The sequence below is a fragment of the Citrobacter amalonaticus genome, assembly GCF_018252635.1.
Lineage (GTDB): Bacteria > Pseudomonadota > Gammaproteobacteria > Enterobacterales > Enterobacteriaceae > Citrobacter_A > Citrobacter_A amalonaticus_E.
Map to the genome: position 1 here is coordinate 1 of NZ_JAGTXM010000001.1, position 23,515 is coordinate 23,515.

The window sequence follows — 23,515 nt, forward strand, 5'->3', positions numbered from 1 at the left end:
CGAGTGCGGTCTGATAACAGAATTTGCCTGGCGGCCGTAGCGCGGTGGTCCCACCTGACCCCATGCCGAACTCAGAAGTGAAACGCCGTAGCGCCGATGGTAGTGTGGGGTCTCCCCATGYGAGAGTAGGGAACTGCCAGGCATCAAACAGTGAAAAAGCCCATCCTGACGGATGGGCTTTTTTGCGTCTGTAGTAAGCCTGTGACAGGTGCGGATAAGCGCAGCGCCATCATGCAGAACGCCGGATGGCGGCTTCGCCTTATCCGGCCTACAGTCAGAACGAGGCACCCTGATAACGTAAATGCAATAACGGATACGGCTGCCCAGGATCGTCGACCTCTGCGCGCCCCGTCACCCTGAATCCCATCTTCTTATAGAAACCAACGGCTTGTTCATTCTGCTCGTTCACGTTAGTCGTCAACGCGGGCGCTAGCGAAAGCGCATGCTCAATCAATAACTTACCCACGCCACAGCCCCGAATATAGGGATCAACAAACAGCGCATCCATATGATCTCCAGTGAGCAACATAAACGCGACGGGCTCATCCTGCTCATTAGCTGCAACCCATAAAGGGGCTTCGGGTAAAAATGAGCGGACCAGTTCCTCCAGCTTGATGCGGTACTCTTTAGACAGAAAATCATGCGTAGCGTCGACCGAACGACACCAGATCGCAATCAGTTTTTCTCCTTCATCATGCCGGGATCGGCGTATGTTAATAACCATATTCTCTCCTTTTCGTTATGCTTATATTCTAACGTATCCGTCGTCGTGAAACTTTCTCACCTTTAACATGCAGGCTCGACATTGCCGTGATTTCTGGGTATCTTCAGCTATCTGGATGTCTAAACGTTTAAACGTATGTAGTGAGGTTATCAGGTTATGCCGATTCGCGTGCTGGACGAGCTGCCCGCCGTCAATTTCTTACGTGAGGAAAACGTCTTTGTCATGACGACTTCCCGCGCTTCAGGTCAGGAAATTCGTCCGCTAAAGGTACTTATCCTCAATCTGATGCCGAAGAAAATCGAAACGGAAAATCAGTTTCTACGCCTGCTGTCGAACTCTCCACTACAGGTGGATATTCAACTTCTGCGCATTGATGCTCGTGAATCGCGTAATACACCAGCCGAGCATCTGAACAACTTTTACTGTAACTTTGAGGATATCTGCGATCAGAACTTCGATGGCCTGATCGTCACCGGTGCGCCGTTGGGTCTGGTAGAGTTTAATGACGTTGCCTATTGGCCACAGATCAAACAGGTGCTGGAATGGGCGAAAGATCATGTCACCTCAACGCTGTTTGTCTGTTGGGCGGTTCAGGCCGCACTCAATATTCTTTACGGTATTCCGAAGCAGACCCGCACTGATAAACTCTCTGGCGTTTATGAGCATCATATTCTTCACCCTCATGCGCTGTTGACGCGGGGTTTTGATGATTCGTTCCTGGCCCCGCATTCACGCTATGCTGACTTTCCGGCTGCGCTGATTCGTGATTACACCGATCTTGAGATCCTCGCAGAGACTGAGAATGGTGATGCCTATCTGTTTGCCAGTAAAGATAAACGCATTGCGTTTGTTACGGGCCATCCGGAATATGACGCTAACACGTTAGGCAGCGAATATTTCCGCGATGTGGAAGCGGGATTAAACCCCGACGTCCCGTACAATTATTTCCCGAAAAACGATCCTCAAAACAAACCTCGTGCCACCTGGCGAAGTCACGGCAATTTGCTATTCACCAACTGGCTCAACTATTACGTTTACCAGATCACGCCATATGATCTGCGTCACATGAATCCTACGCTGGATTAATCGTCTATCGCTGACGATCCTAAAGCGTTTCAGCATAGTGAATCAGGCACCTTCGGGTGCCTTTTTTATTTCCGAAATACACTTCAACTTGTGATTAAACTTTATTTTTATTGTTATCAATAAGTTAATTGATAATTAAATTAAAAATGGAAATTGTTTTTGATTTTGGTTTTTAAATGAGTAGTCTTAGTTGTGCTGAACGAAAAGCGCACAACGATCCTTCGTTCGCATTGGGAAGGCTTTGTTATCAATGACGAGGAGTTACAGAATGAATCAACAGGCAACGACTACCGATGAATTGATCTTTACCAGGCCCTATGGTGAGCCGGAAGAGCAGATTCTGACCGATGAGGCGGTTGAATTTCTCACTGAACTGGTGGCGCGCTTTACGGCGAAGCGTAATAAGCTGCTCGCGGCTCGTATTCAGCAGCAGCAGGATATCGACAACGGTATATTGCCTGATTTTATTTCGGAAACAGCTTCCATTCGAAATGGTGAGTGGAAGATTCGCGGTATCCCGGAGGATTTACAGGATCGTCGGGTCGAAATCACCGGGCCGGTTGAGCGCAAGATGGTCATCAATGCGTTGAACGCAAATGTGAAGGTTTTTATGGCCGATTTCGAAGATTCGCTGGCACCGGAATGGAGCAAAGTGATCGACGGGCATATCAACCTGCGTGACGCGGTTAACGGTACCATCAGCTACACCAATGAAGCTGGAAAAATTTATCAGCTGAAGCCCGATCCGGCATTACTGATTTGCCGTGTGCGTGGTCTGCATTTGCCGGAAAAACATGTCACCTGGTGCGGTGAAGCGATCCCCGGCAGCCTGTTCGACTTTGCCCTCTATTTTTTCCATAACTACAAAGCGTTGCTTGCCAAAGGCAGTGGTCCCTATTTCTACCTGCCAAAAACGCAGGCGTGGCAGGAAGCGGCCTGGTGGAGTGAAGTCTTCAGCTATACCGAAGATCGTTTCAATCTGTCGCGCGGCACGATTAAAGCCACGCTGCTGATTGAAACCCTGCCGGCCGTATTCCAGATGGACGAAATCCTGCACGCGCTGCGTGACCATATTGTCGGTCTGAACTGCGGCCGCTGGGATTACATTTTCAGCTATATCAAAACGCTGAAGAATCATCCGGATCGCGTTCTGCCGGACCGCCAGGTGGTGACGATGGATAAGCCCTTCCTTAGCGCCTATTCGCGTCTGCTGATTAAAACCTGTCACAAACGCGGCGCCTTCGCGATGGGGGGGATGGCGGCATTCATCCCGAGCAAAGACGCTGAACGCAATAATCAGGTACTCAGCAAGGTGAAAGCGGATAAAGCGCTGGAAGCCAATAACGGCCACGACGGCACGTGGATTGCGCATCCGGGGCTGGCGGATACCGCGATGGCAGTCTTCAACGAGGTACTCGGCGAGAACAAAAACCAGCTGTTTGTGACCCGTGATGACGATGCGCCGATTACAGCGGAACAACTACTGGCACCGTGTGAAGGCGAGCGTACGGAAGAGGGGATGCGCGCCAATATTCGCGTTGCGGTGCAGTACATCGAGGCGTGGATCTCCGGTAACGGCTGTGTGCCAATTTACGGTCTGATGGAAGATGCGGCGACGGCGGAAATTTCCCGTACGTCAATCTGGCAGTGGATCCATCATGAGAAAACCCTGAGCAACGGTAAACCGGTCACTAAGGCGCTGTTCCGCCAGATGTTGGCTGAAGAGATGCGCGTCATCCAGGACGAACTGGGTGAACACCGCTACAGCAGCGGCCGTTTTGACGATGCCGCGCGCCTGATGGAACAAATCACCACCTCTGACGACTTAATCGATTTCCTGACATTGCCAGGCTACCGCCTGCTGGCGTAAATGCCCAGGCTATTTTGTTCGCCATTTTGGCCCCGGGCAGGGCTCAAAATCCTCACGTACTATAAGTACGCTCCGGATTTTGCGCGGCTTCCCGTGACCAAACTGCCTTCACCAATAACGCCTGGGAAGCCAGGAGAATAATATGGAGCATCTGCACATGAAAACCCGTACCCAACAAATCGAAGAATTACAGAAAGAGTGGACACAACCGCGCTGGGAAGGCATCCGTCGCCCGTACAGCGCGGAGGACGTGGTGAAATTACGCGGCTCGGTTAACCCGGAATGCACGCTGGCGCAGCTGGGCGCGGCCAAAATGTGGCGTCTGCTGCACGGCGAATCGAAAAAAGGCTACGTCAACAGCCTCGGCGCGTTAACTGGCGGTCAGGCGTTACAGCAGGCGAAAGCGGGTATCGAAGCCGTTTATCTCTCGGGCTGGCAGGTCGCGGCCGATGCGAACCTGGCGTCCAGCATGTATCCGGATCAATCGCTCTACCCGGCGAACTCTGTTCCGGCAGTGGTGGATCGGATCAACAATACCTTCCGCCGTGCGGATCAGATCCAGTGGTCCAGCGGTATCGAACCCAACGATCCGCGCTATGTGGATTACTTCCTGCCGATCGTGGCTGATGCTGAGGCTGGATTTGGTGGCGTACTGAATGCGTTTGAGCTGATGAAATCGATGATTGAGGCCGGTGCAGCGGCTGTTCACTTCGAAGATCAGCTGGCCTCGGTGAAGAAATGTGGTCATATGGGCGGCAAAGTGCTGGTGCCAACTCAGGAAGCAATTCAGAAACTGGTGGCGGCGCGTCTGGCGGCAGACGTCATGGGGGTACCGACGCTGGTGATCGCCCGTACCGATGCGGATGCAGCGGATCTGATCACCTCCGACTGTGACCCGTACGACAGCGAATTTATTACCGGCGAGCGCACCAGTGAAGGGTTCTTTCGTACGCATGCCGGCATTGAGCAGGCGATCAGCCGTGGTCTGGCTTACGCTCCGTATGCCGACCTGGTCTGGTGTGAAACCTCCACGCCGGATCTGGAGCTGGCGAAGCGTTTTGCCGATGCTATTCACGCGAAGTATCCGGGCAAACTGCTGGCTTACAACTGTTCACCGTCGTTCAACTGGCAGAAAAATCTGGACGATAAGACCATCGCCAGCTTCCAGCAGCAGTTGTCGGATATGGGCTACAAGTACCAGTTCATCACCCTCGCGGGGATCCACAGCATGTGGTTCAACATGTTCGACCTCGCGCACTCCTATGCGCAGGGTGAAGGCATGCGCCACTACGTTGAGAAGGTTCAGCAGCCAGAATTTGCGGCGGCTAAAGACGGTTACACCTTCGTATCCCATCAGCAGGAAGTGGGGACAGGCTACTTCGATAAAGTCACCACCATCATTCAGGGCGGCACTTCCTCGGTGACCGCGCTGACCGGCTCGACTGAAGAATCGCAGTTTTGATTAATGCCCGGTGGCGCTGCGCTTACCGGGCCTACGAAAGGATGTAGGTCGGATACGCGAATGCGCAATCCGGCATGACGTTGTGCTGGATGGGGAGATGCGATGACGCGTGGCCTGGAGTTACTGATTGCTCAGACGATTTTGCAAGGTTTCGACGCCCAGTATGGTCGATTTCTGGAAGTGACCTCCGGTGCGCAACAGCGCTTTGAACTGGCCGACTGGCATGCCGTACAGCAGGCGATGAAAAGCCGTATTCACCTCTACGATCACCACGTGGGTCTGGTGGTGGAACAACTGCGCTGCATCACTGGCGGCAAAAGTACCGACGCGGCATTCTTGCTGCGTGTAAAAGAGCATTACACCGGGCTCCTGCCGGATTACCCGCGCTTCGAGATTGCGGAGAGCTTTTTTAACTCCGTCTACTGTCGGTTATTTGACCACCGCTCGCTCACTCCCGAGCGGCTCTTTATTTTTAGCTCCCAGCCGGAACGCCGTTTTCGGACGATCCCACGTCCGCTGGCAAAAGATTTCTTCCCCGATCACGGCTGGGAGCCGCTGCTTACCCGCATGCTCAGCGATCTACCGCTACGCCTGCCGTGGCAGAACAAAGGGCGCGATATTCGCTACATCATTGCACATCTGTGTGAAACCTTTGGCGAGGAGATGTTGCAACACTGCCATCTACAGGTGGCTAACGAACTGTTTTATCGCAATAAAGCCGCCTGGCTGGTCGGAAAACTCATCACGCCGACGGCGACGCTGCCTTTTTTACTGCCTATCCATCGCACCGATGACGGCGAGCTGTTTGTCGATACCTGCCTGACCACCACGGCAGAAGCCAGTATCGTGTTCGGTTTCGCTCGCTCCTATTTCATGGTGTACGCGCCGCTGCCCGCTGCGCTGGTGGAATGGCTGCGCGAGATCCTGCCCGGAAAAACCACCGCCGAGTTGTATATGGCGATTGGCTGTCAGAAACATGCGAAGACCGAGAGCTATCGCGAATATCTGTTGTATCTGCGCAGTTGCGATGAGCCATTCATTGAAGCGCCGGGCATACGCGGCATGGTGATGCTGGTCTTTACGCTGCCGGGCTTCGACCGGGTTTTTAAAATTATTAAAGATAAGTTCGCGCCACAAAAAGAGATGTCTGAGGCGCACGTGCGCGCCTGTTATCAACTGGTAAAAGAACACGATCGCGTGGGACGCATGGCGGATACTCAGGAGTTCGAAAATTTCGTGCTCGATAAACGTCAGATCGATCCGGCGCTGATGACGCTGTTGCTTGAGGAAGTGCCGGAAAAAATTACCGATCTTGGCGAGCAGATTGTCATCAGCCATCTCTATATTGAACGGCGGATGGTGCCACTGAATATCTGGCTTGAACAGGTGGAAGGCCAGCAACTACGGGATGCGATTGAAGAGTATGGCAACGCGATCCGCCAGCTTGCCGCCGCCAATATTTTCCCCGGCGACATGCTGTTCAAAAACTTTGGCGTCACTCGCCATGGTCGCGTGGTGTTCTACGATTACGATGAAATCTGCTACATGACAGAAGTGAATTTCCGCCATATTCCGCCGCCGCGCTACCCGGAAGATGAACTATCGGGTGAACCATGGTACAGCGTGTCGCCGGGCGATGTGTTTCCTGAGGAGTTTCGCCACTGGCTGTGCGCCGACCCGCGAATCGGGCCGCTGTTTGAGGAGATGCACGCCGACCTCTTCAGCGCAGACTATTGGCGCGGCCTACAGACGCGTATTCGGGAAGGGCATGTGGAAGACGTTTACGCCTATCGCCGTCGTCAGCGCTTCAGTGTGCGTTATGAAACCGACCGTAGGCCGGATAAGGCGCTTGCGCCGCCATCCGGCAATGTGCGCCGATCTGCCTGATGGCGCTACGCTTATCAGGCCTACCGAATCCCGCCGTATGCCAGCGTGACTTCTTTCGCCGCCTTGATCACCATCGCGCCAAACTCCGTCACGCGGTCGTCGGTGATACGCGAAATCGGGCCAGAAATAGAGATTGCCGCGAACGGCTCGCGGTGTTCATCATAAATGCATGACGCCACGCAGCGCAGACCGAGCGCGTGTTCCTCATCATCAAAGGAATAACCGCGTTTGCGGGTCTGGGCGAGATCGTCCTTCAGATGAAGCGGGGAGACCAGCGTCGCGTGGGTGTAAGCATATAACCCTTTGCGGTGCAGCAATTGCGTCACCTGTTCTTCACTCAACTGCGATAAAAACGCTTTGCCCGCGCCGGAGGCGTGCATTGGCAGCTTACCGCCAATCGGGGCCGACATGCGCATCAGTTGGGTACACTGTACCTGGTCAATGATAATTGCCTGATGGTCACTCTGATCCAACACCGCCAGATTCACCGTTTCACCGGAATCTTCCATTAGTTTGCGCAGGATAGGGTGGACGATCGCCAGCAAATTACGGCTCTGTAAAAAGCTGCTACCAACGATGAATGCGTGCGCGCCTATCGCCCAGTGCCCAAGATCGCCCACCTGCCGCACAAAGCCCTGCTGTTGCATGGTAGTTAGTAAACGGTGGGTAGTGGAATTTGGCAGGCCTGCCTGCTGTGCCAGTTCGGTCAACGCCACGCTGCCGTTGGATTCTGCTATCCATTCCAGCAGTTTCAATCCACGGGTTAACGACTGAACCTGTCCGGCGGCGGGGGCGGTTGTCGTGGCGGGTTTTCTGCCGCGTTTGGCGGGAACGGGTGCAACCATAGCGGACTCCTTTTCTGTATCGTGGAAATCATTTTCGTTTTATTCAATTATAATGCAAGTAGTCTTGTACTGATCGGATGAGTGAAGCTGAACATGTCTCATGTTGCCCGTTGTTCTCTTTTCCGCCTCTCAGGTTTATGCCAGTATGACCTGTTGAGTTTTATTCGGTCTGGTTGAGCGTTGGCGGGAGCAAGTGTGAGCAGCAAAGTTGAACAACTGCGTGCGCAGTTAAATGAACGTATTCTGGTGCTGGACGGCGGCATGGGCACGATGATCCAGAGCTACCGTCTGAGTGAAGAGGATTTCCGTGGTGAACGCTTTGCCGACTGGCCCTGCGATCTGAAAGGCAACAATGACCTGCTGGTGCTGAGTAAGCCAGAGGTGATCGCCGCCATTCACAACGCGTACTTTGACGCGGGCGCGGACATCATTGAAACCAACACCTTCAACTCCACCCCTATTGCGATGGCGGATTACCAGATGGAATCCCTGTCGGCAGAGATCAACTTTGCCGCCGCGAAACTGGCACGCGCCTGTGCCGATGAGTGGACCGCACGTACCCCGGAAAAACCGCGCTATGTTGCGGGCGTTCTTGGCCCAACCAACCGGACCGCATCGATCTCGCCGGATGTGAATGACCCGGCATTCCGTAATATTACCTTTGATCAGCTGGTGGCCGCTTACCGCGAATCCACCAAAGCGCTGGTGGAAGGCGGCAGTGACCTGATTTTAATTGAAACGGTCTTTGATACGCTGAACGCGAAAGCGGCGATTTTCGCGGTTAAAGAAGAGCTGGAAGCGCTGGGCGTCGACCTGCCGATTATGATTTCCGGTACCATCACTGATGCTTCAGGCCGTACGCTTTCCGGGCAGACGACAGAGGCGTTTTATAACTCCCTGCGCCATGCCGAACCCCTCACCTTTGGTCTCAACTGTGCGCTGGGGCCGGATGAACTGCGCCAGTATGTGCAGGAACTGTCCCGCATTGCTGAATGCTATGTGACTGCGCACCCGAATGCCGGATTGCCCAACGCCTTTGGTGAATACGATCTGGATGCCGATACGATGGCGGGTCAGATCCGTGAATGGGCCGAAGCGGGGTTTCTGAATATCGTCGGCGGCTGCTGTGGCACCACGCCTGCACACATTGCGGCGATGAGCCGCGCGGTGGAAGGATTGCCTCCGCGCCAGTTGCCGGAAATCCCGGTCGCCTGCCGTCTGTCTGGCCTTGAGCCGCTCAATATCGGTGATGACAGCCTGTTTGTGAACGTCGGCGAACGGACCAACGTCACCGGCTCCGCCAAATTTAAGCGCCTGATCAAAGAAGAAAAATACAGCGAAGCGCTGGATGTTGCCCGTCAGCAGGTCGAAAGTGGCGCGCAGATTATTGATATCAACATGGATGAAGGGATGCTCGACGCCGAAGCGGCGATGGTGCGTTTCCTCAACCTGATCGCTGGTGAGCCGGACATTGCCCGCGTACCGATCATGATCGACTCCTCAAAATGGGAAGTCATCGAAAAAGGGCTAAAGTGCATCCAGGGGAAAGGCATTGTTAACTCCATCTCGATGAAAGAGGGCGTTGAGATCTTCACCCATCATGCGAAGCTGCTGCGTCGCTATGGTGCGGCAGTGGTGGTGATGGCCTTTGATGAACAGGGCCAGGCGGATACCCGCGCGCGTAAAATCGAGATTTGCCGTCGGGCGTACAAGATCCTCACTGAAGAGGTGGGTTTCCCACCAGAAGACATCATTTTCGACCCGAATATTTTCGCAGTAGCAACCGGGATCGACGAGCACAACAACTACGCGCAGGACTTTATCGGCGCCTGTGAAGACATCAAACGCGAACTGCCGCATGCGCTGATCTCCGGCGGCGTGTCCAACGTTTCGTTCTCGTTTCGTGGAAACGATCCGGTGCGTGAAGCGATTCATGCGGTTTTCCTTTACTACGCCATCCGCAACGGCATGGACATGGGGATTGTTAACGCCGGTCAACTGGCGATATACGACGATCTTCCCGCAGAGCTGCGGGATGCGGTAGAGGATGTGATCCTCAACCGGCGTGATGATGGCACCGAGCGACTGCTGGAGCTGGCGGAGAGATATCGCGGCAGCAAGACCGATGAGACGGCTAACGCTCAACTGGCGGAGTGGCGCACCTGGGAGGTCAATAAACGCCTCGAATATTCTCTGGTCAAAGGTATCACCGAGTTTATCGAGCAGGACACCGAAGAAGCGCGCCAGCAGGCCACCCGACCGATCGAGGTTATCGAAGGGCCACTGATGGACGGCATGAACGTAGTCGGCGACCTGTTTGGCGAAGGAAAAATGTTCCTGCCGCAGGTGGTGAAATCCGCCCGCGTAATGAAACAGGCGGTGGCGTATCTGGAGCCGTTTATTGAAGCCAGCAAAGAGAAAGGCTCCAGCAATGGCAAAATGGTGATCGCCACCGTGAAGGGCGATGTCCACGATATCGGCAAGAACATCGTTGGCGTGGTCCTGCAATGTAACAACTACGAAATCGTCGATCTGGGCGTGATGGTGCCTGCGGAGAAAATCCTCCGAACCGCGAAAGAGGTGAATGCGGATCTGATAGGCCTTTCTGGGCTGATTACCCCGTCGCTGGACGAAATGGTCAACGTGGCGAAAGAGATGGAACGTCAGGGCTTCACCATTCCGTTGCTGATTGGCGGTGCAACGACGTCGAAAGCGCATACGGCGGTGAAAATCGAACAGAACTACAGCGGTCCGACGGTATACGTGCAGAACGCTTCGCGCACCGTCGGTGTGGTTGCCGCGTTGCTTTCTGATACTCAGCGCGATGATTTCGTCGCCCGTACCCGTAAAGAGTATGAAACCGTGCGCATCCAGCATGGGCGTAAGAAACCGCGCACGCCGCCGGTGACGCTTGCCGCCGCACGTGAAAACGATCTGGCATTCGACTGGGAAAGCTATACCCCGCCAGTGGCGCATCGTCTGGGGGTGCAGGAGGTTGAAGCCAGCATCGAAACGCTGCGTAATTACATTGACTGGACGCCGTTCTTTATGACCTGGTCGCTGGCCGGGAAATATCCGCGCATTCTGGAAGATGAGGTGGTCGGCGTTGAGGCGCAGCGTCTGTTCAACGATGCCAACGACATGCTGGATAAACTGAGCGCGGAGAAGGCGCTGAATCCGCGCGGCGTGGTGGGGCTGTTCCCGGCAAATCGCGTGGGCGATGATATAGAAATCTATCGTGACGAAACGCGAACGCATGTGTTGACGGTCAGTCATCATCTGCGACAGCAGACTGAAAAAGTGGGCTTTGCTAACTACTGCCTGTCTGACTTTGTCGCGCCGAAGCTCTCCGGTAAAGCGGACTACATCGGAGCTTTTGCGGTGACCGGCGGTCTGGAGGAAGACGCGCTGGCGGATGCGTTTGAAGCGCAGCACGATGATTACAATAAAATCATGGTGAAAGCGCTAGCCGACCGTCTGGCGGAAGCCTTCGCGGAATACCTGCATGAGCGTGTGCGTAAAGTATACTGGGGTTACGCTCCAAACGAGAATCTCAGTAATGAGGAACTGATCCGCGAAAACTACCAGGGCATTCGCCCGGCGCCAGGGTATCCGGCCTGCCCGGAGCACACCGAGAAAGGCACCATCTGGCAGTTGCTGGAAGTGGAAAAACATACCGGTATGAAGCTCACAGAGTCTTACGCCATGTGGCCTGGCGCATCGGTCTCCGGCTGGTATTTCAGCCATCCGGACAGTAAGTACTACGCAGTGGCGCAGATTCAGCGCGATCAGGTAGAAGACTACGCGTTCCGTAAAGGGATGAGCGTTTCTGAAGTTGAACGCTGGCTGGCCCCAAATCTGGGTTATGATGCTGATTAATTCATAAAATTGTCATCTTTCCTTACAACTAACAGGGTGCTTACCGGGCACCCTGTCTCTTTCTTGCGTTTAAACCCTTATACTGGAAGAAGGCTCATGAGCGTGGCTTGCCGGTTGGCGGCGTAAACGTCTTAATCCGCCTGCCGGGATTCTTTGTAGGCCTGATGAGCGCAGCGTCATCAGGCATGATACCGACGCGATGAGTCTCGGGAACCTATAACAATAAGGAGTACCTGATTCCGTGCTAACTCTGCTCCACCTGCTTTCTGCTGTCGCCCTGTTGGTCTGGGGAACCCACATTGTACGTACTGGCGTGATGCGCGTCTTCGGTGCTCGCCTGCGTACCGTGCTTAGCCGTAGCGTTGAAAAAAAACCACTCGCCTTCTGCGCGGGGATTGGCGTCACTGCGCTGGTGCAGAGCAGTAACGCCACTACCATGCTGGTGACCTCGTTTGTTGCCCAGGATCTTGTCGCGCTGACGCCTGCGCTGGTGATTGTGCTCGGTGCTGATGTGGGGACCGCGCTGATGGCGCGTATTCTCACCTTCGATTTATCGTGGCTGTCGCCGCTGCTGATTTTTATCGGCGTGATCTTCTTCCTCGGCCGTAAACAGTCACGCGCCGGACAGCTGGGGCGCGTGGGGATAGGTCTGGGACTGATCCTGCTGGCGCTGGAGCTGATTGTCCAGGCTGTCACGCCTATAACACAGGCCAACGGCGTGCAGGTGATTTTTGCCTCGCTGACCGGCGATATCATGCTGGATGCGTTAATTGGCGCGATGTTCGCGATCATCAGTTACTCCAGCCTCGCGGCGGTGCTGTTAACGGCCACCCTGACGGCGGCGGGAATCATCTCCTTCCCGGTGGCGCTGTGTCTGGTGATTGGCGCCAACCTCGGTTCTGGCCTGCTGGCAATGCTCAACAACAGCGCAGCCAATGCCGCTGCCCGTCGCGTAGCGCTTGGCAGTCTGCTGTTCAAGCTGGTGGGCAGCCTGATTATTCTGCCGTTTGTCCATCCACTGGCGAATCTGATGGATGAACTGCCGCTGGCGAAATCGGAGCTGGTTATCTATTTCCATGTCTTCTACAACCTGGTGCGCTGCCTGGCCATGATTCCCTTTGCCGAGCCGATGGCGCGTTTCTGTAAGCGCATCATCCGTGACGAGCCGGAGCTGGATGCGCATCTCAAGCCAAAACACCTGGACGTGAGTGCGCTGGATACGCCGACCCTTGCGCTGGCCAATGCCGCCCGCGAGGCGCTGCGCATCGGTGATGCGATGGAACAGATGATGGAAGGGCTGAAGAAGGTCATGCACGGCGAGCCCCGTGAAGAGAAAGAGCTGCGCAAAATAGCGGATGACATCAACGTACTCTACACCGCCATCAAGCTCTATCTGGCGCGAATGCCGAAAGAGGAACTGGCGGAAGAGGAGTCGCGCCGCTGGGCGGAGATCATCGAGATGTCGCTCAATCTTGAACAGGCATCGGACATTGTGGAGCGCATGGGCAGCGAAATTGCTGACAAGTCGCTGGCGGCACGGCGGGCATTTTCGATTGAAGGATTAAAAGAACTGGATGCGCTCTACGACCAACTGCTCAGTAATCTGCAACTGGCGATGTCGGTATTCTTCTCCGGCGACGTGGCCAGCGCCCGGCGATTGCGTCGCAGCAAACATCGTTTCCGGATCCTGAATCGTCGTTACTCGCATGCGCACGTTGATCGTCTTCATCAGCAGAACGTACAAAGCATCGAAACCAGTTCTCTGCATCTGGGGTTATTGGGCGATATGCAGCGGCTGAACTCGTTGTTTTGTTCCGTGGCTTACAGCGTGCTGGAACAGCCGGATGAGGACGATGAACGGGAGTACTGATGATAATGAATGCCGGATCCGGCCTACGGGGAAGTAGGTCGGATAAGGCGAAGCCGCCATCCGGCATCAGACAACAAATCAACTAAAAGCAGTGTCCCGCTTCCAGCGACACTGCGTCTTTACCGGCCTGGAACACATACGTGGTGTTCGGGCCGCCAAGCACTGCCTGACCTTTGCTCACGTTAATCCAGTTCCCTTCCGGCAGACCGATCACCGTCAGCTCTGGCGCGACAACCAGCAGTTCGCGAATACGCTGTTCGCGCGTTTCGCCTTTATGGCCTTCCGGCAGTGCGTTGGTGAAATGCGGGTTAATCTGCAGCGGGAACAGGCCCAGCGCGTCGAAACCTTTTGGATCGACAATCGGCATGTCGTTGGTAGTGCGAATGGTCTGGCAGGCGAGGTTCGCTCCTGCACTCCAGCCGATGTACAACGCACCGCGTTTAACCACGTCAACAATCGGTGCCAGCAACCCGCGTTCACGACTCTCTTTCAGCAACTGAAAAGTATTGCCGCCGCCAACAATGACCACTTCTGCATTTTCAATTGCCGCCAGCGGATCGGCGACGCTATGAATGCCCACCACCTTGACGCCCATGGGGGCGAATATTGCGGCTGTTTTTTCCGTGTATTCATCCCAGGTTTGCGTCACGCCTGCGAACGGAATAAATACCGCCGTACGGCGACCATTCAATTGTTCCGCAATCAGCGGCAGCGCATGTTCCATCCAGCCTTTACCTGGCAGCGTCGAGTTACTCAATAAAAGCAGTTCCATCTTTTACTCCATGAAATCAGAAAATTACAAAACGCGATAATGCTACCACTGTCGGAATAGCGACTTACTGACATGGCTCACTATGTTGAAAGGGGGAAACAGCAATTTATAACCTAACGGCTAGCTTAATTTCAGCTACATTTTATGTTTTAAAGGAGAACTATTCTTAGATACGATTTATTCTCAATTTTCATATTTTTGTAACTAAATATGTCAAATAAAAGACATTGATTTACGTAACCCACTGAAATATAGGATTTTTACCAAAGTATTGATTTTGTGTATCTTTTTGTTTTCCCTATAATCCACAAGGTAAATTCCGAAAAAAAGATCGATTGCAACGATCGATATCTCGTTAGTGATAGCAATAATCTATTAATTATTGTCTATCGATCAGGTTTGACAATCAATTTTGCTCATGTACTATTCGGGTTGAATCAATATTATATCGACAATAACAGTGTAGGGGCGCTGGACAATGTCAGCATAATAATCTCGCCGGAAAGCGGACTTCCCTCATGAGAATAAATATATAAGGCTGTCCAGGATATAGGGAGGATAATCTGTATGACAATGGAATATGTAAAAAAGTGCCGTATTGCCAGTTGGCCTGAAAATGATTTTTATTTTTCCAGAGGAATTTCTGTTCTGGCCAGGAGATTAATTAATTCTCATTCCGACTCAGGCTATCTGTTTATTCATCTTAATAACTACACGTTAAAGAATTTCTTTCAATCGTTCTCTCAATTAAGTAAGAGCGGTTATCAGTTAATTATTATTTCCAGCCAGCGCCTCATGCCCCTGGCCTTTTTCTGGCACCTGAAATGCCAGGCGGTCAGCGCTATTTTTGAATCGCGTTGTTCGGTGAGTGATGTTATTCGCGGTCTGGACACGGTGGCGATGGGGCGTCAAATCGTATGGTCATTCCCTGGCCCTGCCTGCCGACTCTCTTCGAGGGACGTTCTGCTTCTGCGACACTACCTTGAAGGCGGCAGTATGAGTTACTTACAAGAGAAACACGGTCGCGCCTATTCTACCCTGCAAGGATGGAAAACCACTGTGGCGCGGAAATTTAAAGTAAGAAAACTTGAACATCTCCTTATTCTGAACTGAATAACACACTTAAAAATACGTTTTCTTATCTTCTGACAGTGTGTGAAATAGTCACACGCTGGACAGGAGTGCTCGTTAAATATGGATTATATTAATTATGGATTTCGATATGAAACGCGTCTTTTACCATGCTTTTTTCCCTGCATTATGCTTGACGGCGTCCCCGCTTGCGGCAGCAGAAACGCTGCCGACGCCTTATCCACCGGTACAAACTACCACGATGCCGGACAACTTGCTGTTGAATCCGGACTATACCAATCACTGGGATTGGGTGAAAGAAACGTGGGAAAAAGGCTATCCCAGTTTTTCGATAAAAGATAAAAAGTATATTGCTAACCAGGAAATCGTACTTCTGAACCCTGCTTTTTCTAAGCAGGTCGTGACGTTATTAAATGAGTCTTACAGTTATAATAATACTTTAAATTCCGTCCAGCTCAATATCGGTGACGGATTGTACAATGCGGCCGGTTCTGAAGCGGTGAATACCACGGTGAAAGGGGAATACACCAATAGCAAAGGGAATATCGAAACCGGTGTCTTACAGCTGAATAGTGGTGGCAAAGCCTTCCATACGCGGGTTGAAAATAACGGTGCCCTCACGCTGAATGGCGATTCCGAAGCCTATGACACAGTGGTAACAACAGGCGGAAGACAGACTGTGGGGGGGCGTGGGTATGCCCAAGCGAATCTCATTGATGGCGGTACACAGGAGCTTTCTGTCACCAGCACCGCGCTGGTTGAAGATACGATTGTGCAAAATGGTGGTCAGCAGATCATTTATAACGGCACGGCGAAAAACTCTCATATTGGCGCGGGCAGTTATCAGTTGGCCAGCGGTCTGGCTCTGGACACGTTCCTGTATAACGGCGCATTCCAGCAGGTTTATAGCGGAAAAGGCGCAGAATATGTCGCTGACCGGGATACCACTGTCTATGCGGGCGCACGACAAACGATTACCACCGGCATTTCAGAAAATGCGCAGGTTTATGGTACGCAGGTGATCAGTGGCGTAGACGGTCAATGGAACGGTGGAGACTGGATTTCCGACAGCAATTCAAAAGTGCGCGTCAACGGACAGCAGGCGAAGAATGCCACTATTCATGCCGGTGGTTTGCAACGTATTCAAACCGGTAATGCGGACGGGACGCAGGTCTACGGCACGCAACTGGTTAATGGTCAGAAAGGCGGTTGGTCTGGCGGAAACTGGGTTGAGCAGGATGGCTGGACGGGCGGTGATCGCGCCAACGCGACCAACACAACCGTGCACGCTGGTGGCCTCCAGCAGCTAGCCTGGTACGGCGAAGCCAGTAACACAATCGTGGATGGTGGACGCCAGGAGGTGCTCGCGCGGGGACATATTTCAAACACAACGCTTCGCAATGGCGGGAGCAGCCTGATTGCCTATGGCGGTTATTCAACTGACGCGCTGACAGTAGAAGACGGGACGCTGACGATGGAAGGAGGAAGCGTTCACGACTGGACAGGAAATCTGGGTAAGGGCGCCTGGGCTGCCGCCGTGGACTTACAAAGCCCCTCTTCGGTTCTCTATCTGAAACACAATGCGGACACCGCTGAGTCCGTCGCGACGATTAAAGCTTTAACGAACAATGGTGTCGTCAGTTTTAGCGCGCCAGAGGGACACGTTGCGGGGCAGTTTAACCGTCTGGAACTCACGACGCTTGAAGGGAACGGTACTTTCGTCATGAACACCAATTTATCTGGTGGAATGGGCGATTTTCTGAACGTTTCTGAATCTGTCAGCGGGCAATTTAACGTCACGGTTCGGGATTCTGGAAGTGAGTTACGTAGCCGTACTGCTGCGCCTTACCATCTGATTTATGCAAACGGGAGTGCGGCAGATACCTTTGCGATGACAAACGGCAGTGTCGATCTTGGTGCATATAAATACTATCTGGTGCATGGCGCTGACAGCGACAAAGACAACTGGTATCTGTCGCCGCAGGCGAATACGCCAGAGCCAGGTCCCGATCCTGAGCCAGGCCCGGGGCCTTCTCCGAATCCGGAACCGGAGGTAAAACCGGATTTATCAGAAAGCGCTAAAGCAGTAATTGCCATGGCGAATGTGACCCCTACCTTATGGGACGCTGAGCTGACAACGCTGCGGACACGTCTGGGTGAAATTCGTCAGATGCGTGACCATGAAAATGGCGCATGGGGTAAATACATTAGTAGCCGGTACCGGGTGTCTACAGAGCACGTAGGTTATCGTCAGGATGTAAATGGTGTGATGTTTGGCGGTGATACACGTTTTGAGCTGGAAGACAGCGCGTTGATTGTGGGGAGTATGGCTTCTTATACGCGTGCGGATCTCGACGCATCCAGCACCAACGGCAAAGCCGACAGTTATGGGATCGGGCTGTATACGACCTGGTTACACGACAGCGGTTATTACCTTGATGGTGTATTAAAAGCCAACTATTTCCGTACTGAGAATAACCCTTACTTCAACGGTGGGCGCACCCATGCAAAAGATAACACCGTTGGTGGTGGTTTGTCCGTCGAGGCCGGGAAGCATATCGCGCTGGAGAGCTGGTTTGTTGAACCGTACATTCAGGCCTCGTGGTTTATGGGGGACAAAACCCATTACAAACTCGACAGCGGTATGTCGGTTAATGCGGATGCGACCCGCTCCCTGAAAGGGGAAACGGGGTTAACCTTCGGTAAAAATGTGACGCTGGCAGACGGGACAATGTTACAGCCTTATGCGAGACTGGCCGTTCGTCATGAGTTTATGAAGAATAACGATGTCGTTATTAACCACACCGAGAAGTTTACCAACGATCTGTCTGGCACCAGCGGGAAATACGGCCTGGGGATGACAGCAAAACTGAACGACAGATGGTCCGCCTGGGGAGAGGTAAGCTACGAAAAAGGTCAACATATCGAGACGCCTTATAGTGGCCAACTGGGCTTCCGCTACAGTTTCTGACCGTTCTGTTTAAGCGTTAATGAAAGCCCGTGCATCCTGCGCGGGCTTAATTATTGCAAAAGAACCTGTCCGTAGACGTATCTCCTTAAGAGAGGATCGCGCCCTGAACAGGCTAAGCGCCAGGAGCTGACACGGAGAGCAAACCTAAAATTCTCCGGGTCAGTTCTTCCTCGTCGCCCGCCTGAGTCGGGTGGTTGAACCTGACGAGGGGAGCAGAGCTTCTGGTTTGCTCATAAGCGTTTTCAAGCAAGCCGGGTTCACTACTCATGCTGTTTATCACCGTGGATAACACATTGATCGCCACCTGAGAGGCACGCAGGTCAAAGGTCAGCTCATCAATGGCTTTCTCAAGGATTTCAATGCGTTCATTTAAATCAGTCATTTGCACTCCTGATTGTCGGTAAAATACTGCACTTAAGGGGAGCCTTTTGCCTTAGCGGCCAATGCCTGCGTCAACGTTCTCCTGTAAGAGGTGGCGGCACATCACTGGCTATAACGTCCCGGTTCCGCCGTCAGAACACCAGACCTGCCCGGAGGTATAGCTATTCTCCGGAGCCGCCAGGGTGACATACAATGGGGCAATCTCAACGGGCTGACCAGGACGACCGAGCGGCGCATTGGCTCCAAATTGCTCGATTTTCTCCTGTGGCTGACCGCCACAACACTGCAAAACCGTCCAGTAAGGACCTGGGGCAACGGCATTTACCCGGATCCCTTTCGATGCCAGTTGTTTTGCCAGCGATTTCGTAAAAGCTACGATCGCTGCTTTCGTCTGCGCATAGTCAAGCAGGATCTCGCTGGGCTCATAGGCCTGCACCGAGGAGGTATTGATAATCACGCTACCCGCCTGAAGGTGGGGAATTGCCGCTTTCGTAATCCAGAACATGGCATAGACATTGGTCTTGAATGTAGCATCAAAGGCCTCGGTGGTGAGCTCTTCAATCGACTCACAGAATTGCTGGCGCCCGGCGTTGTTAACCAGGATATCCAGACCGCCTAAAGACTCTGCGGCCTGACTGACCAGTTGCTGGCAAAACGATTCATCACGAATATCCCCGGGAAGCGCTACGGCTTTTCTTCCGGCTTTTTTAATCAGTGCGACGACCTCGCGAGCATCTTCTTCTTCAGCGGGAAGATAATTGATTGCCACATCCGCCCCTTCGCGGGCGTAAGCAATTGCCACCGCCCGGCCAATCCCCGAGTCTCCTCCGGTAATTAACACTCTTTTGCCGTTAAGCCGACCGCTGCCCTGGTAGCTTTCTTCACCATGGTCAGGGCGTGGTTGCATTTTCCCGGCAAGTCCCGGAAAAGGTTGTTTTTGGTGTGGAAAAGGCGGAGCGGGAAAACGTGCTGAATTCGTTTTATTTGTTTCCGATTTCCCATTATATTTGTCAGCCATTCAGTCACCTCTCATTATTTTCTCATCAGAGCTATTAAGCGTAGAACAAAATTGACGACCTGTGTCTTAATTACTCTGCAGGGGCTAAATTTACTTTGCACGATCGCCTGAGTAATGAGATTTATCCTGGTTTAATTGTGGTGTTTTTAATTCTTTATTATGTCAGTACGTTAGTCTTTCTCTTTGCAAAATAAGGTGAAAAATAAACGAGGCGGTATTTTTCTTAATTTGTTGAAAATTAAAGCAACCTGCTAAGACAGCAAACGGGTATTCAATTTGACTAAACGCAGATAACCACTAACGTTAAGCACTGAACAACGATGGATACGAAATGAAATTCGTATCTGACTGACACAACCGATATATGAGGTGATATATGGCAGAGCATCGTGGTGGTTCCGGTAATTTCGCTGAAGACCGAGATAAAGCATCTGAAGCGGGCCGCAAAGGTGGTCAGCATAGCGGTGGAAACTTTAAAAACGATCCGCAACGTGCGTCTGAAGCAGGTAAGAAAGGTGGCCAGAACAGCCACAGTGGCGGTCGCAAATCTGATAATTCCTGATGGTTAACGTCAGATTCATCTTTTAGTTAAAAGGGTGCCCTGCGGGTCTGTTCAGGACTCGCAGATATTACTCTCTCTCACAATCGAGACGTTTGAGTATAAAACATTGGCGATATTTTTATACGTCGATTCTTAATCTTATATCGTAAGGGATCATCATTTAACTCACCAAAAACTAAGGTCAGTGGCTTTGCCAGGCAGAAACCTTTTCCACTAAAACCGCCAGACTATAACAGACCGCTTTTTCAATGACATCCTGACACCCACCAGAAAAAAGTTCCCGCCTGGTCAACGTTTGCCCACGGAAACTCCATGCGAACCAGACCGTACCGGCTGGTGTGCCATCTTCTCCACCGTCCGGTCCCGCATATCCGCTAATGGCAATACTGATATCTGTTCCGGCACGCAGTCGTGCGCCTTCTGCCATTTCCCTGACCGTCTGCTCACTCACGGCGGTATATTTTTCCAGCGTGGTGGCTTGTACACCCAGCATTTTCTGTTTTGCGCTGTCACTGAAAGTCACGATGCCAATATCATAAAATGCAGCCGTATCCGACTCGGCGCAGAGCGCGGCAGCGAGGTTACCACCCGTGCAGGATTCCGCCGTTGTTAAGGATAAACCGCGGTCGATAAAGATATTGGCGATTTGTTTTGTTAACTCACCAATGGTTTTGGTTTCGTTGTACGCTGGATGGTTCATTACATTCCCCTTAATCATTATCAGGGATAACAGAAATATGGCCATTACGCTCCAGAATAGCATATTTAATTTGACCTGCTTCTGTAATCCCCTGATTTTGCCGCGCAGCCACCAAAATATCGTCGAGAGAAATATCAACCATTTTCATTTTCTCTAGTAAAGGTACTCCTTTTTCAAGGAGAATAACGGGTGAACCGTCAAGTGCAGATTCAGCGCCATTTATCTTTTTTTTCATCATGCCGAACACCATATCGACCACAACCAACGTGACAATGGTAATCATGGAGCCGGTTACGGAAAAATCATTACCCAGTAATGCCTGCTGAGTCGCTTCGCTGATAATCAGCAATAAAATCAGGTCGAAACTGGTCATTTGTAACAATGCCCGACGCCCCACAATTTTAAAGACGACCAGTAAAATAAGATAAATGGCTAACGCCCTGAGCACCATTTCCATACTGACCTCCTACGGATAGATAAACTGTCTGAATTGTATTTCAGGCTCACTGTTTAACTGAAGTACACTCTGTGCGCTCCCGGGTTTTACTGGCGTAATCTGTAACCAAATAGATGGGTTATGCTGACTTTCTTCTGTGTGATAAACCAGATAGAGGTTATCTCCTTCGCTATACATGCTATCAGGTTGCGGCCAGATATTATCTGTTTCATAAAAGGTAGTGAAATCTCCGCCAAGTCGGAAAACACTTTTCCCCGAATGGTGAGAAGTGGATGAAATTTTTAAGGTAAACGGTGTTTGCAATCGATTAAAACGCTCAAAATGCAATATCACATTACCTGTTTTATTTTTTATCAGGTTCTCACTAAGATAACCGCCAGAAAAAACGCCAGCCAGCGCCATGACGATAATACAGAGTAAAACAGCCAATCCAACCTTATTAAAAACGAATTCGAGCCTCAGGAAACGCCGACTCTCTTCAATTCCGGGTATTTTGGTGTTTTCTCTGGCCATTGCTTAACCTCGCCGTTTCGCTTGTATTTTGCCAGCCAAATGATTCTTAAGGATATTGTCTTTTAAGACACTTCCCGTTTGCCAGATTAAGGAATAGCAACCAGACTTAATAAGTCAAGTTGACGATGAAATGAGGGCAATATGAAATTATCCGTCGCACCCCTTTTATGGTGTTTTGTAATTCCTGCGGTTTTTGCGGACGATAATGGTGGGTTAAAAAAAGATACGGCACCGCCACCGCCACATGCGCTGGATGATGGGTACCGGGGTACCGAAGATGCCCGCATCATGACGGTCCAACAAGCCAAAACCATGCATGACGGTGCTACCATCTCATTGCGCGGCAACCTTATTGACGATCGGGGTGGAGATAAATTTGTTTTCCGGGACAAAACCGGCAGTATCCATACCCTTATTCCGCTTTCTGTCTTCGATGGGCGCACGGTAAAACCCGATCAAATGATCAGCATCAACGGCAGTCTGGACACGAAAACACAACCGCCTGTGGTACGCGTTGACCGAATTCAGAAGTAGTTTCACTCACCCTTGTACAGCGGATTACGTAAATGTTGAGACAAATCAGAGCGCCCCTCGGCGCTCTTTTTCTACCTTCTTATCCGCCCCGGGCGAATGCAGCGGCTTCAACAATCAGCGCGTCATCCGGGCGAACGCCGGTGTACATCGCGAACTGCTCGACGGCCTGCAACGCTATCACTTCCGCGCCGCTGATGGTTTTTTTCCCCAGCTTGTGCGCCAGCGTAATCACCGGTGTTTCCGGCGGCAGGGCGACGACATCGAAAACCACGCTGGCGCTGGCAACCATGGCTTCGCTGTACGCCAGTTCATCGCTCTCTTTACCGCCGGCCATGCCAACGGGCGTGACGTTAACCAGAATGTCACAGGCAATGCCTTCCGGTAGCGGTTGCCACTGAAAACCATACTGTTTCGACAGCGCCGGGCCGCTGTCCCGGTTACGAGCAGCGACGATTACATCGCGAAAACCGGCGTCGCGAAAGGCGGCAATCACCGCTTTCCCCATCCCGCCGCTGCCGCGAATCATCACCCGCGCAGCGGTATCGAGCTGGTGGCTGGCAATCAGGCTTTTTACCGCAATGTAGTCGGTGTTGTAGCCCGTCAGCCTGCCGTCGTCATTGACGATGGTATTGACGGAATCAATAACTTTCGCCGACGGATCGACAGCGTCGAGAAACGGCATACAGCTCTCTTTAAACGGCATCGAGACCGCGCAGCCACGAATGCCTAATGCGCGAACCCCTTTCACCGCCGCTTCAATATCCTGGGTGGTGAACGCTTTGTAGATGAAATTTAAACCCAGCTTTTCATACAGATAGTTATGAAAGCGGGTACCAAAGTTACCGGGCCGACCGGCAAGCGACATGCATAACTGGGTGTCGCGATTAATCAT

The 23,515-nt window shown here is 52.2% G+C and carries 19 protein-coding genes and 1 rRNA gene; 11 read left to right on the top strand and 9 right to left on the bottom strand.

The window, feature by feature from the left end; genetic code table 11:
• Positions 1 to 26 precede the first annotated feature (26 nt).
• Positions 27 to 142: ribosomal RNA gene (rrf, locus tag KE671_RS00005) — 5S ribosomal RNA — on the top strand.
• Between the two features lie 132 nt (positions 143 to 274).
• Here rrf and KE671_RS00010 read toward each other — a convergent pair.
• Positions 275 to 724 (bottom strand): acetyltransferase, encoded by a 450-nt coding sequence (locus KE671_RS00010; RefSeq protein ID WP_206161181.1) that lies wholly within the window; start codon positions 722 to 724, stop codon positions 275 to 277.
• A 156-nt stretch (positions 725 to 880) separates the two neighbouring features.
• Between KE671_RS00010 and metA the strand changes: the two genes are divergently transcribed.
• The 4 genes from metA (at position 881) to aceK (ending at position 7,029) form a co-directional block, all read left to right on the top strand.
• On the top strand, positions 881 to 1,810 hold the full coding sequence (gene metA, locus KE671_RS00015) for a homoserine O-acetyltransferase MetA (RefSeq protein ID WP_206161182.1): 930 nt from the start codon (positions 881 to 883) through the stop codon (positions 1,808 to 1,810).
• 268 nt (positions 1,811 to 2,078) lie between these two features.
• Positions 2,079 to 3,680, top strand: coding sequence for a malate synthase A (gene aceB, locus KE671_RS00020; protein ID WP_206161183.1), 1,602 nt, complete (start codon positions 2,079 to 2,081; stop codon positions 3,678 to 3,680).
• 157 nt (positions 3,681 to 3,837) lie between these two features.
• The gene (gene aceA / locus KE671_RS00025) at positions 3,838 to 5,142 is read left to right on the top strand and encodes an isocitrate lyase (RefSeq protein ID WP_206161876.1); all 1,305 of its coding nucleotides are present in this window, start codon (positions 3,838 to 3,840) and stop codon (positions 5,140 to 5,142) included.
• Between the two features lie 102 nt (positions 5,143 to 5,244).
• Positions 5,245 to 7,029, top strand: a complete 1,785-nt coding sequence (gene aceK, locus KE671_RS00030) for a bifunctional isocitrate dehydrogenase kinase/phosphatase (protein WP_206161184.1) — start codon at positions 5,245 to 5,247, stop codon at positions 7,027 to 7,029.
• Between the two features lie 20 nt (positions 7,030 to 7,049).
• Here the strand turns inward: aceK and iclR are convergent, their stop codons facing one another.
• The gene (iclR, locus tag KE671_RS00035) at positions 7,050 to 7,874 is read right to left on the bottom strand and encodes a glyoxylate bypass operon transcriptional repressor IclR (protein WP_206161185.1); all 825 of its coding nucleotides are present in this window, start codon (positions 7,872 to 7,874) and stop codon (positions 7,050 to 7,052) included.
• Between the two features lie 195 nt (positions 7,875 to 8,069).
• Between iclR and metH the strand changes: the two genes are divergently transcribed.
• Together metH and KE671_RS00045 are read left to right on the top strand one after the other, a co-directional pair.
• Complete coding sequence (gene metH, locus KE671_RS00040; protein WP_206161186.1) at positions 8,070 to 11,753, top strand: methionine synthase; 3,684 nt, start codon at positions 8,070 to 8,072, stop codon at positions 11,751 to 11,753.
• A gap of 241 nt (positions 11,754 to 11,994) precedes the next feature.
• Entirely contained in the window at positions 11,995 to 13,623 is a 1,629-nt protein-coding gene (locus KE671_RS00045) for a Na/Pi cotransporter family protein (protein WP_206161187.1), read from the top strand.
• Between the two features lie 82 nt (positions 13,624 to 13,705).
• Here the strand turns inward: KE671_RS00045 and pepE are convergent, their stop codons facing one another.
• On the bottom strand, positions 13,706 to 14,395 hold the full coding sequence (gene pepE / locus KE671_RS00050) for a dipeptidase PepE (protein WP_206161188.1): 690 nt from the start codon (positions 14,393 to 14,395) through the stop codon (positions 13,706 to 13,708).
• 567 nt (positions 14,396 to 14,962) lie between these two features.
• Here pepE and KE671_RS00055 point away from each other — a divergent pair.
• Positions 14,963 to 15,508: a hypothetical protein gene (locus KE671_RS00055; RefSeq protein WP_206161189.1), complete on the top strand. Its 546-nt coding sequence runs from the start codon at positions 14,963 to 14,965 to the stop codon at positions 15,506 to 15,508.
• Positions 15,509 to 15,617: 109 nt separating this feature from the next.
• The gene (locus tag KE671_RS00060) at positions 15,618 to 18,458 is read left to right on the top strand and encodes an autotransporter outer membrane beta-barrel domain-containing protein (RefSeq protein ID WP_206161190.1); all 2,841 of its coding nucleotides are present in this window, start codon (positions 15,618 to 15,620) and stop codon (positions 18,456 to 18,458) included.
• 112 nt (positions 18,459 to 18,570) lie between these two features.
• Here KE671_RS00060 and KE671_RS00065 read toward each other — a convergent pair whose 3' ends face one another.
• Both KE671_RS00065 and KE671_RS00070 read right to left on the bottom strand, forming a co-directional pair.
• Complete coding sequence (locus KE671_RS00065; RefSeq protein ID WP_206161191.1) at positions 18,571 to 18,840, bottom strand: hypothetical protein; 270 nt, start codon at positions 18,838 to 18,840, stop codon at positions 18,571 to 18,573.
• 108 nt (positions 18,841 to 18,948) lie between these two features.
• On the bottom strand, positions 18,949 to 19,857 hold the full coding sequence (locus KE671_RS00070; protein WP_206161192.1) for an SDR family oxidoreductase: 909 nt from the start codon (positions 19,855 to 19,857) through the stop codon (positions 18,949 to 18,951).
• A 376-nt stretch (positions 19,858 to 20,233) separates the two neighbouring features.
• On the opposite strand from KE671_RS00070, the gene KE671_RS00075 reads away from it, so the two are divergent.
• Positions 20,234 to 20,419, top strand: coding sequence for a general stress protein (locus KE671_RS00075; protein ID WP_178825068.1), 186 nt, complete (start codon positions 20,234 to 20,236; stop codon positions 20,417 to 20,419).
• Between the two features lie 181 nt (positions 20,420 to 20,600).
• Here KE671_RS00075 and KE671_RS00080 read toward each other — a convergent pair whose 3' ends face one another.
• The 3 genes from KE671_RS00080 to KE671_RS00090 are packed head-to-tail and all read right to left on the bottom strand — an operon-like array spanning position 20,601 to position 22,089.
• A complete protein-coding gene (locus tag KE671_RS00080; protein ID WP_206161193.1) occupies positions 20,601 to 21,119 on the bottom strand; it encodes a 2-oxo-tetronate isomerase in 519 nt (172 codons plus the stop codon).
• A gap of 10 nt (positions 21,120 to 21,129) precedes the next feature.
• Positions 21,130 to 21,576: a DUF421 domain-containing protein gene (locus KE671_RS00085; RefSeq protein ID WP_206161194.1), complete on the bottom strand. Its 447-nt coding sequence runs from the start codon at positions 21,574 to 21,576 to the stop codon at positions 21,130 to 21,132.
• A gap of 9 nt (positions 21,577 to 21,585) precedes the next feature.
• Positions 21,586 to 22,089 (bottom strand): hypothetical protein, encoded by a 504-nt coding sequence (locus tag KE671_RS00090; protein WP_206161195.1) that lies wholly within the window; start codon positions 22,087 to 22,089, stop codon positions 21,586 to 21,588.
• A gap of 141 nt (positions 22,090 to 22,230) precedes the next feature.
• Here KE671_RS00090 and KE671_RS00095 point away from each other — a divergent pair, with 141 nt between their 5' ends.
• Complete coding sequence (locus KE671_RS00095; protein WP_206161196.1) at positions 22,231 to 22,623, top strand: YdeI family stress tolerance OB fold protein; 393 nt, start codon at positions 22,231 to 22,233, stop codon at positions 22,621 to 22,623.
• 79 nt (positions 22,624 to 22,702) lie between these two features.
• On the opposite strand, the gene KE671_RS00100 is transcribed toward KE671_RS00095, so the two are convergent.
• Positions 22,703 to 23,515, bottom strand: coding sequence for a shikimate 5-dehydrogenase (locus KE671_RS00100; protein WP_206161197.1), 813 nt, complete (start codon positions 23,513 to 23,515; stop codon positions 22,703 to 22,705).

Bases quoted from the DNA above. Each gene is read 5' to 3' on its own strand.
- KE671_RS00010 (WP_206161181.1), bottom strand. From the start codon at position 724: ATGGTTATTAACATACGCCGATCCCGGCATGATGAAGGAGAAAAACTG.
- metA (WP_206161182.1), top strand. From the start codon at position 881: ATGCCGATTCGCGTGCTGGACGAGCTGCCCGCCGTCAATTTCTTACGT.
- aceB (WP_206161183.1), top strand. From the start codon at position 2,079: ATGAATCAACAGGCAACGACTACCGATGAATTGATCTTTACCAGGCCC.
- aceA (WP_206161876.1), top strand. From the start codon at position 3,838: ATGAAAACCCGTACCCAACAAATCGAAGAATTACAGAAAGAGTGGACA.
- aceK (WP_206161184.1), top strand. From the start codon at position 5,245: ATGACGCGTGGCCTGGAGTTACTGATTGCTCAGACGATTTTGCAAGGT.
- iclR (WP_206161185.1), bottom strand. From the start codon at position 7,874: ATGGTTGCACCCGTTCCCGCCAAACGCGGCAGAAAACCCGCCACGACA.
- pepE (WP_206161188.1), bottom strand. From the start codon at position 14,395: ATGGAACTGCTTTTATTGAGTAACTCGACGCTGCCAGGTAAAGGCTGG.
- KE671_RS00055 (WP_206161189.1), top strand. From the start codon at position 14,963: ATGACAATGGAATATGTAAAAAAGTGCCGTATTGCCAGTTGGCCTGAA.
- KE671_RS00060 (WP_206161190.1), top strand. From the start codon at position 15,618: ATGAAACGCGTCTTTTACCATGCTTTTTTCCCTGCATTATGCTTGACG.
- KE671_RS00065 (WP_206161191.1), bottom strand. From the start codon at position 18,840: ATGACTGATTTAAATGAACGCATTGAAATCCTTGAGAAAGCCATTGAT.
- KE671_RS00070 (WP_206161192.1), bottom strand. From the start codon at position 19,857: ATGGCTGACAAATATAATGGGAAATCGGAAACAAATAAAACGAATTCA.
- KE671_RS00075 (WP_178825068.1), top strand. From the start codon at position 20,234: ATGGCAGAGCATCGTGGTGGTTCCGGTAATTTCGCTGAAGACCGAGAT.
- KE671_RS00080 (WP_206161193.1), bottom strand. From the start codon at position 21,119: ATGAACCATCCAGCGTACAACGAAACCAAAACCATTGGTGAGTTAACA.
- KE671_RS00085 (WP_206161194.1), bottom strand. From the start codon at position 21,576: ATGGAAATGGTGCTCAGGGCGTTAGCCATTTATCTTATTTTACTGGTC.
- KE671_RS00090 (WP_206161195.1), bottom strand. From the start codon at position 22,089: ATGGCCAGAGAAAACACCAAAATACCCGGAATTGAAGAGAGTCGGCGT.
- KE671_RS00095 (WP_206161196.1), top strand. From the start codon at position 22,231: ATGAAATTATCCGTCGCACCCCTTTTATGGTGTTTTGTAATTCCTGCG.
- KE671_RS00100 (WP_206161197.1), bottom strand. From the start codon at position 23,515: ATGATTAATCGCGACACCCAGTTATGCATGTCGCTTGCCGGTCGGCCC.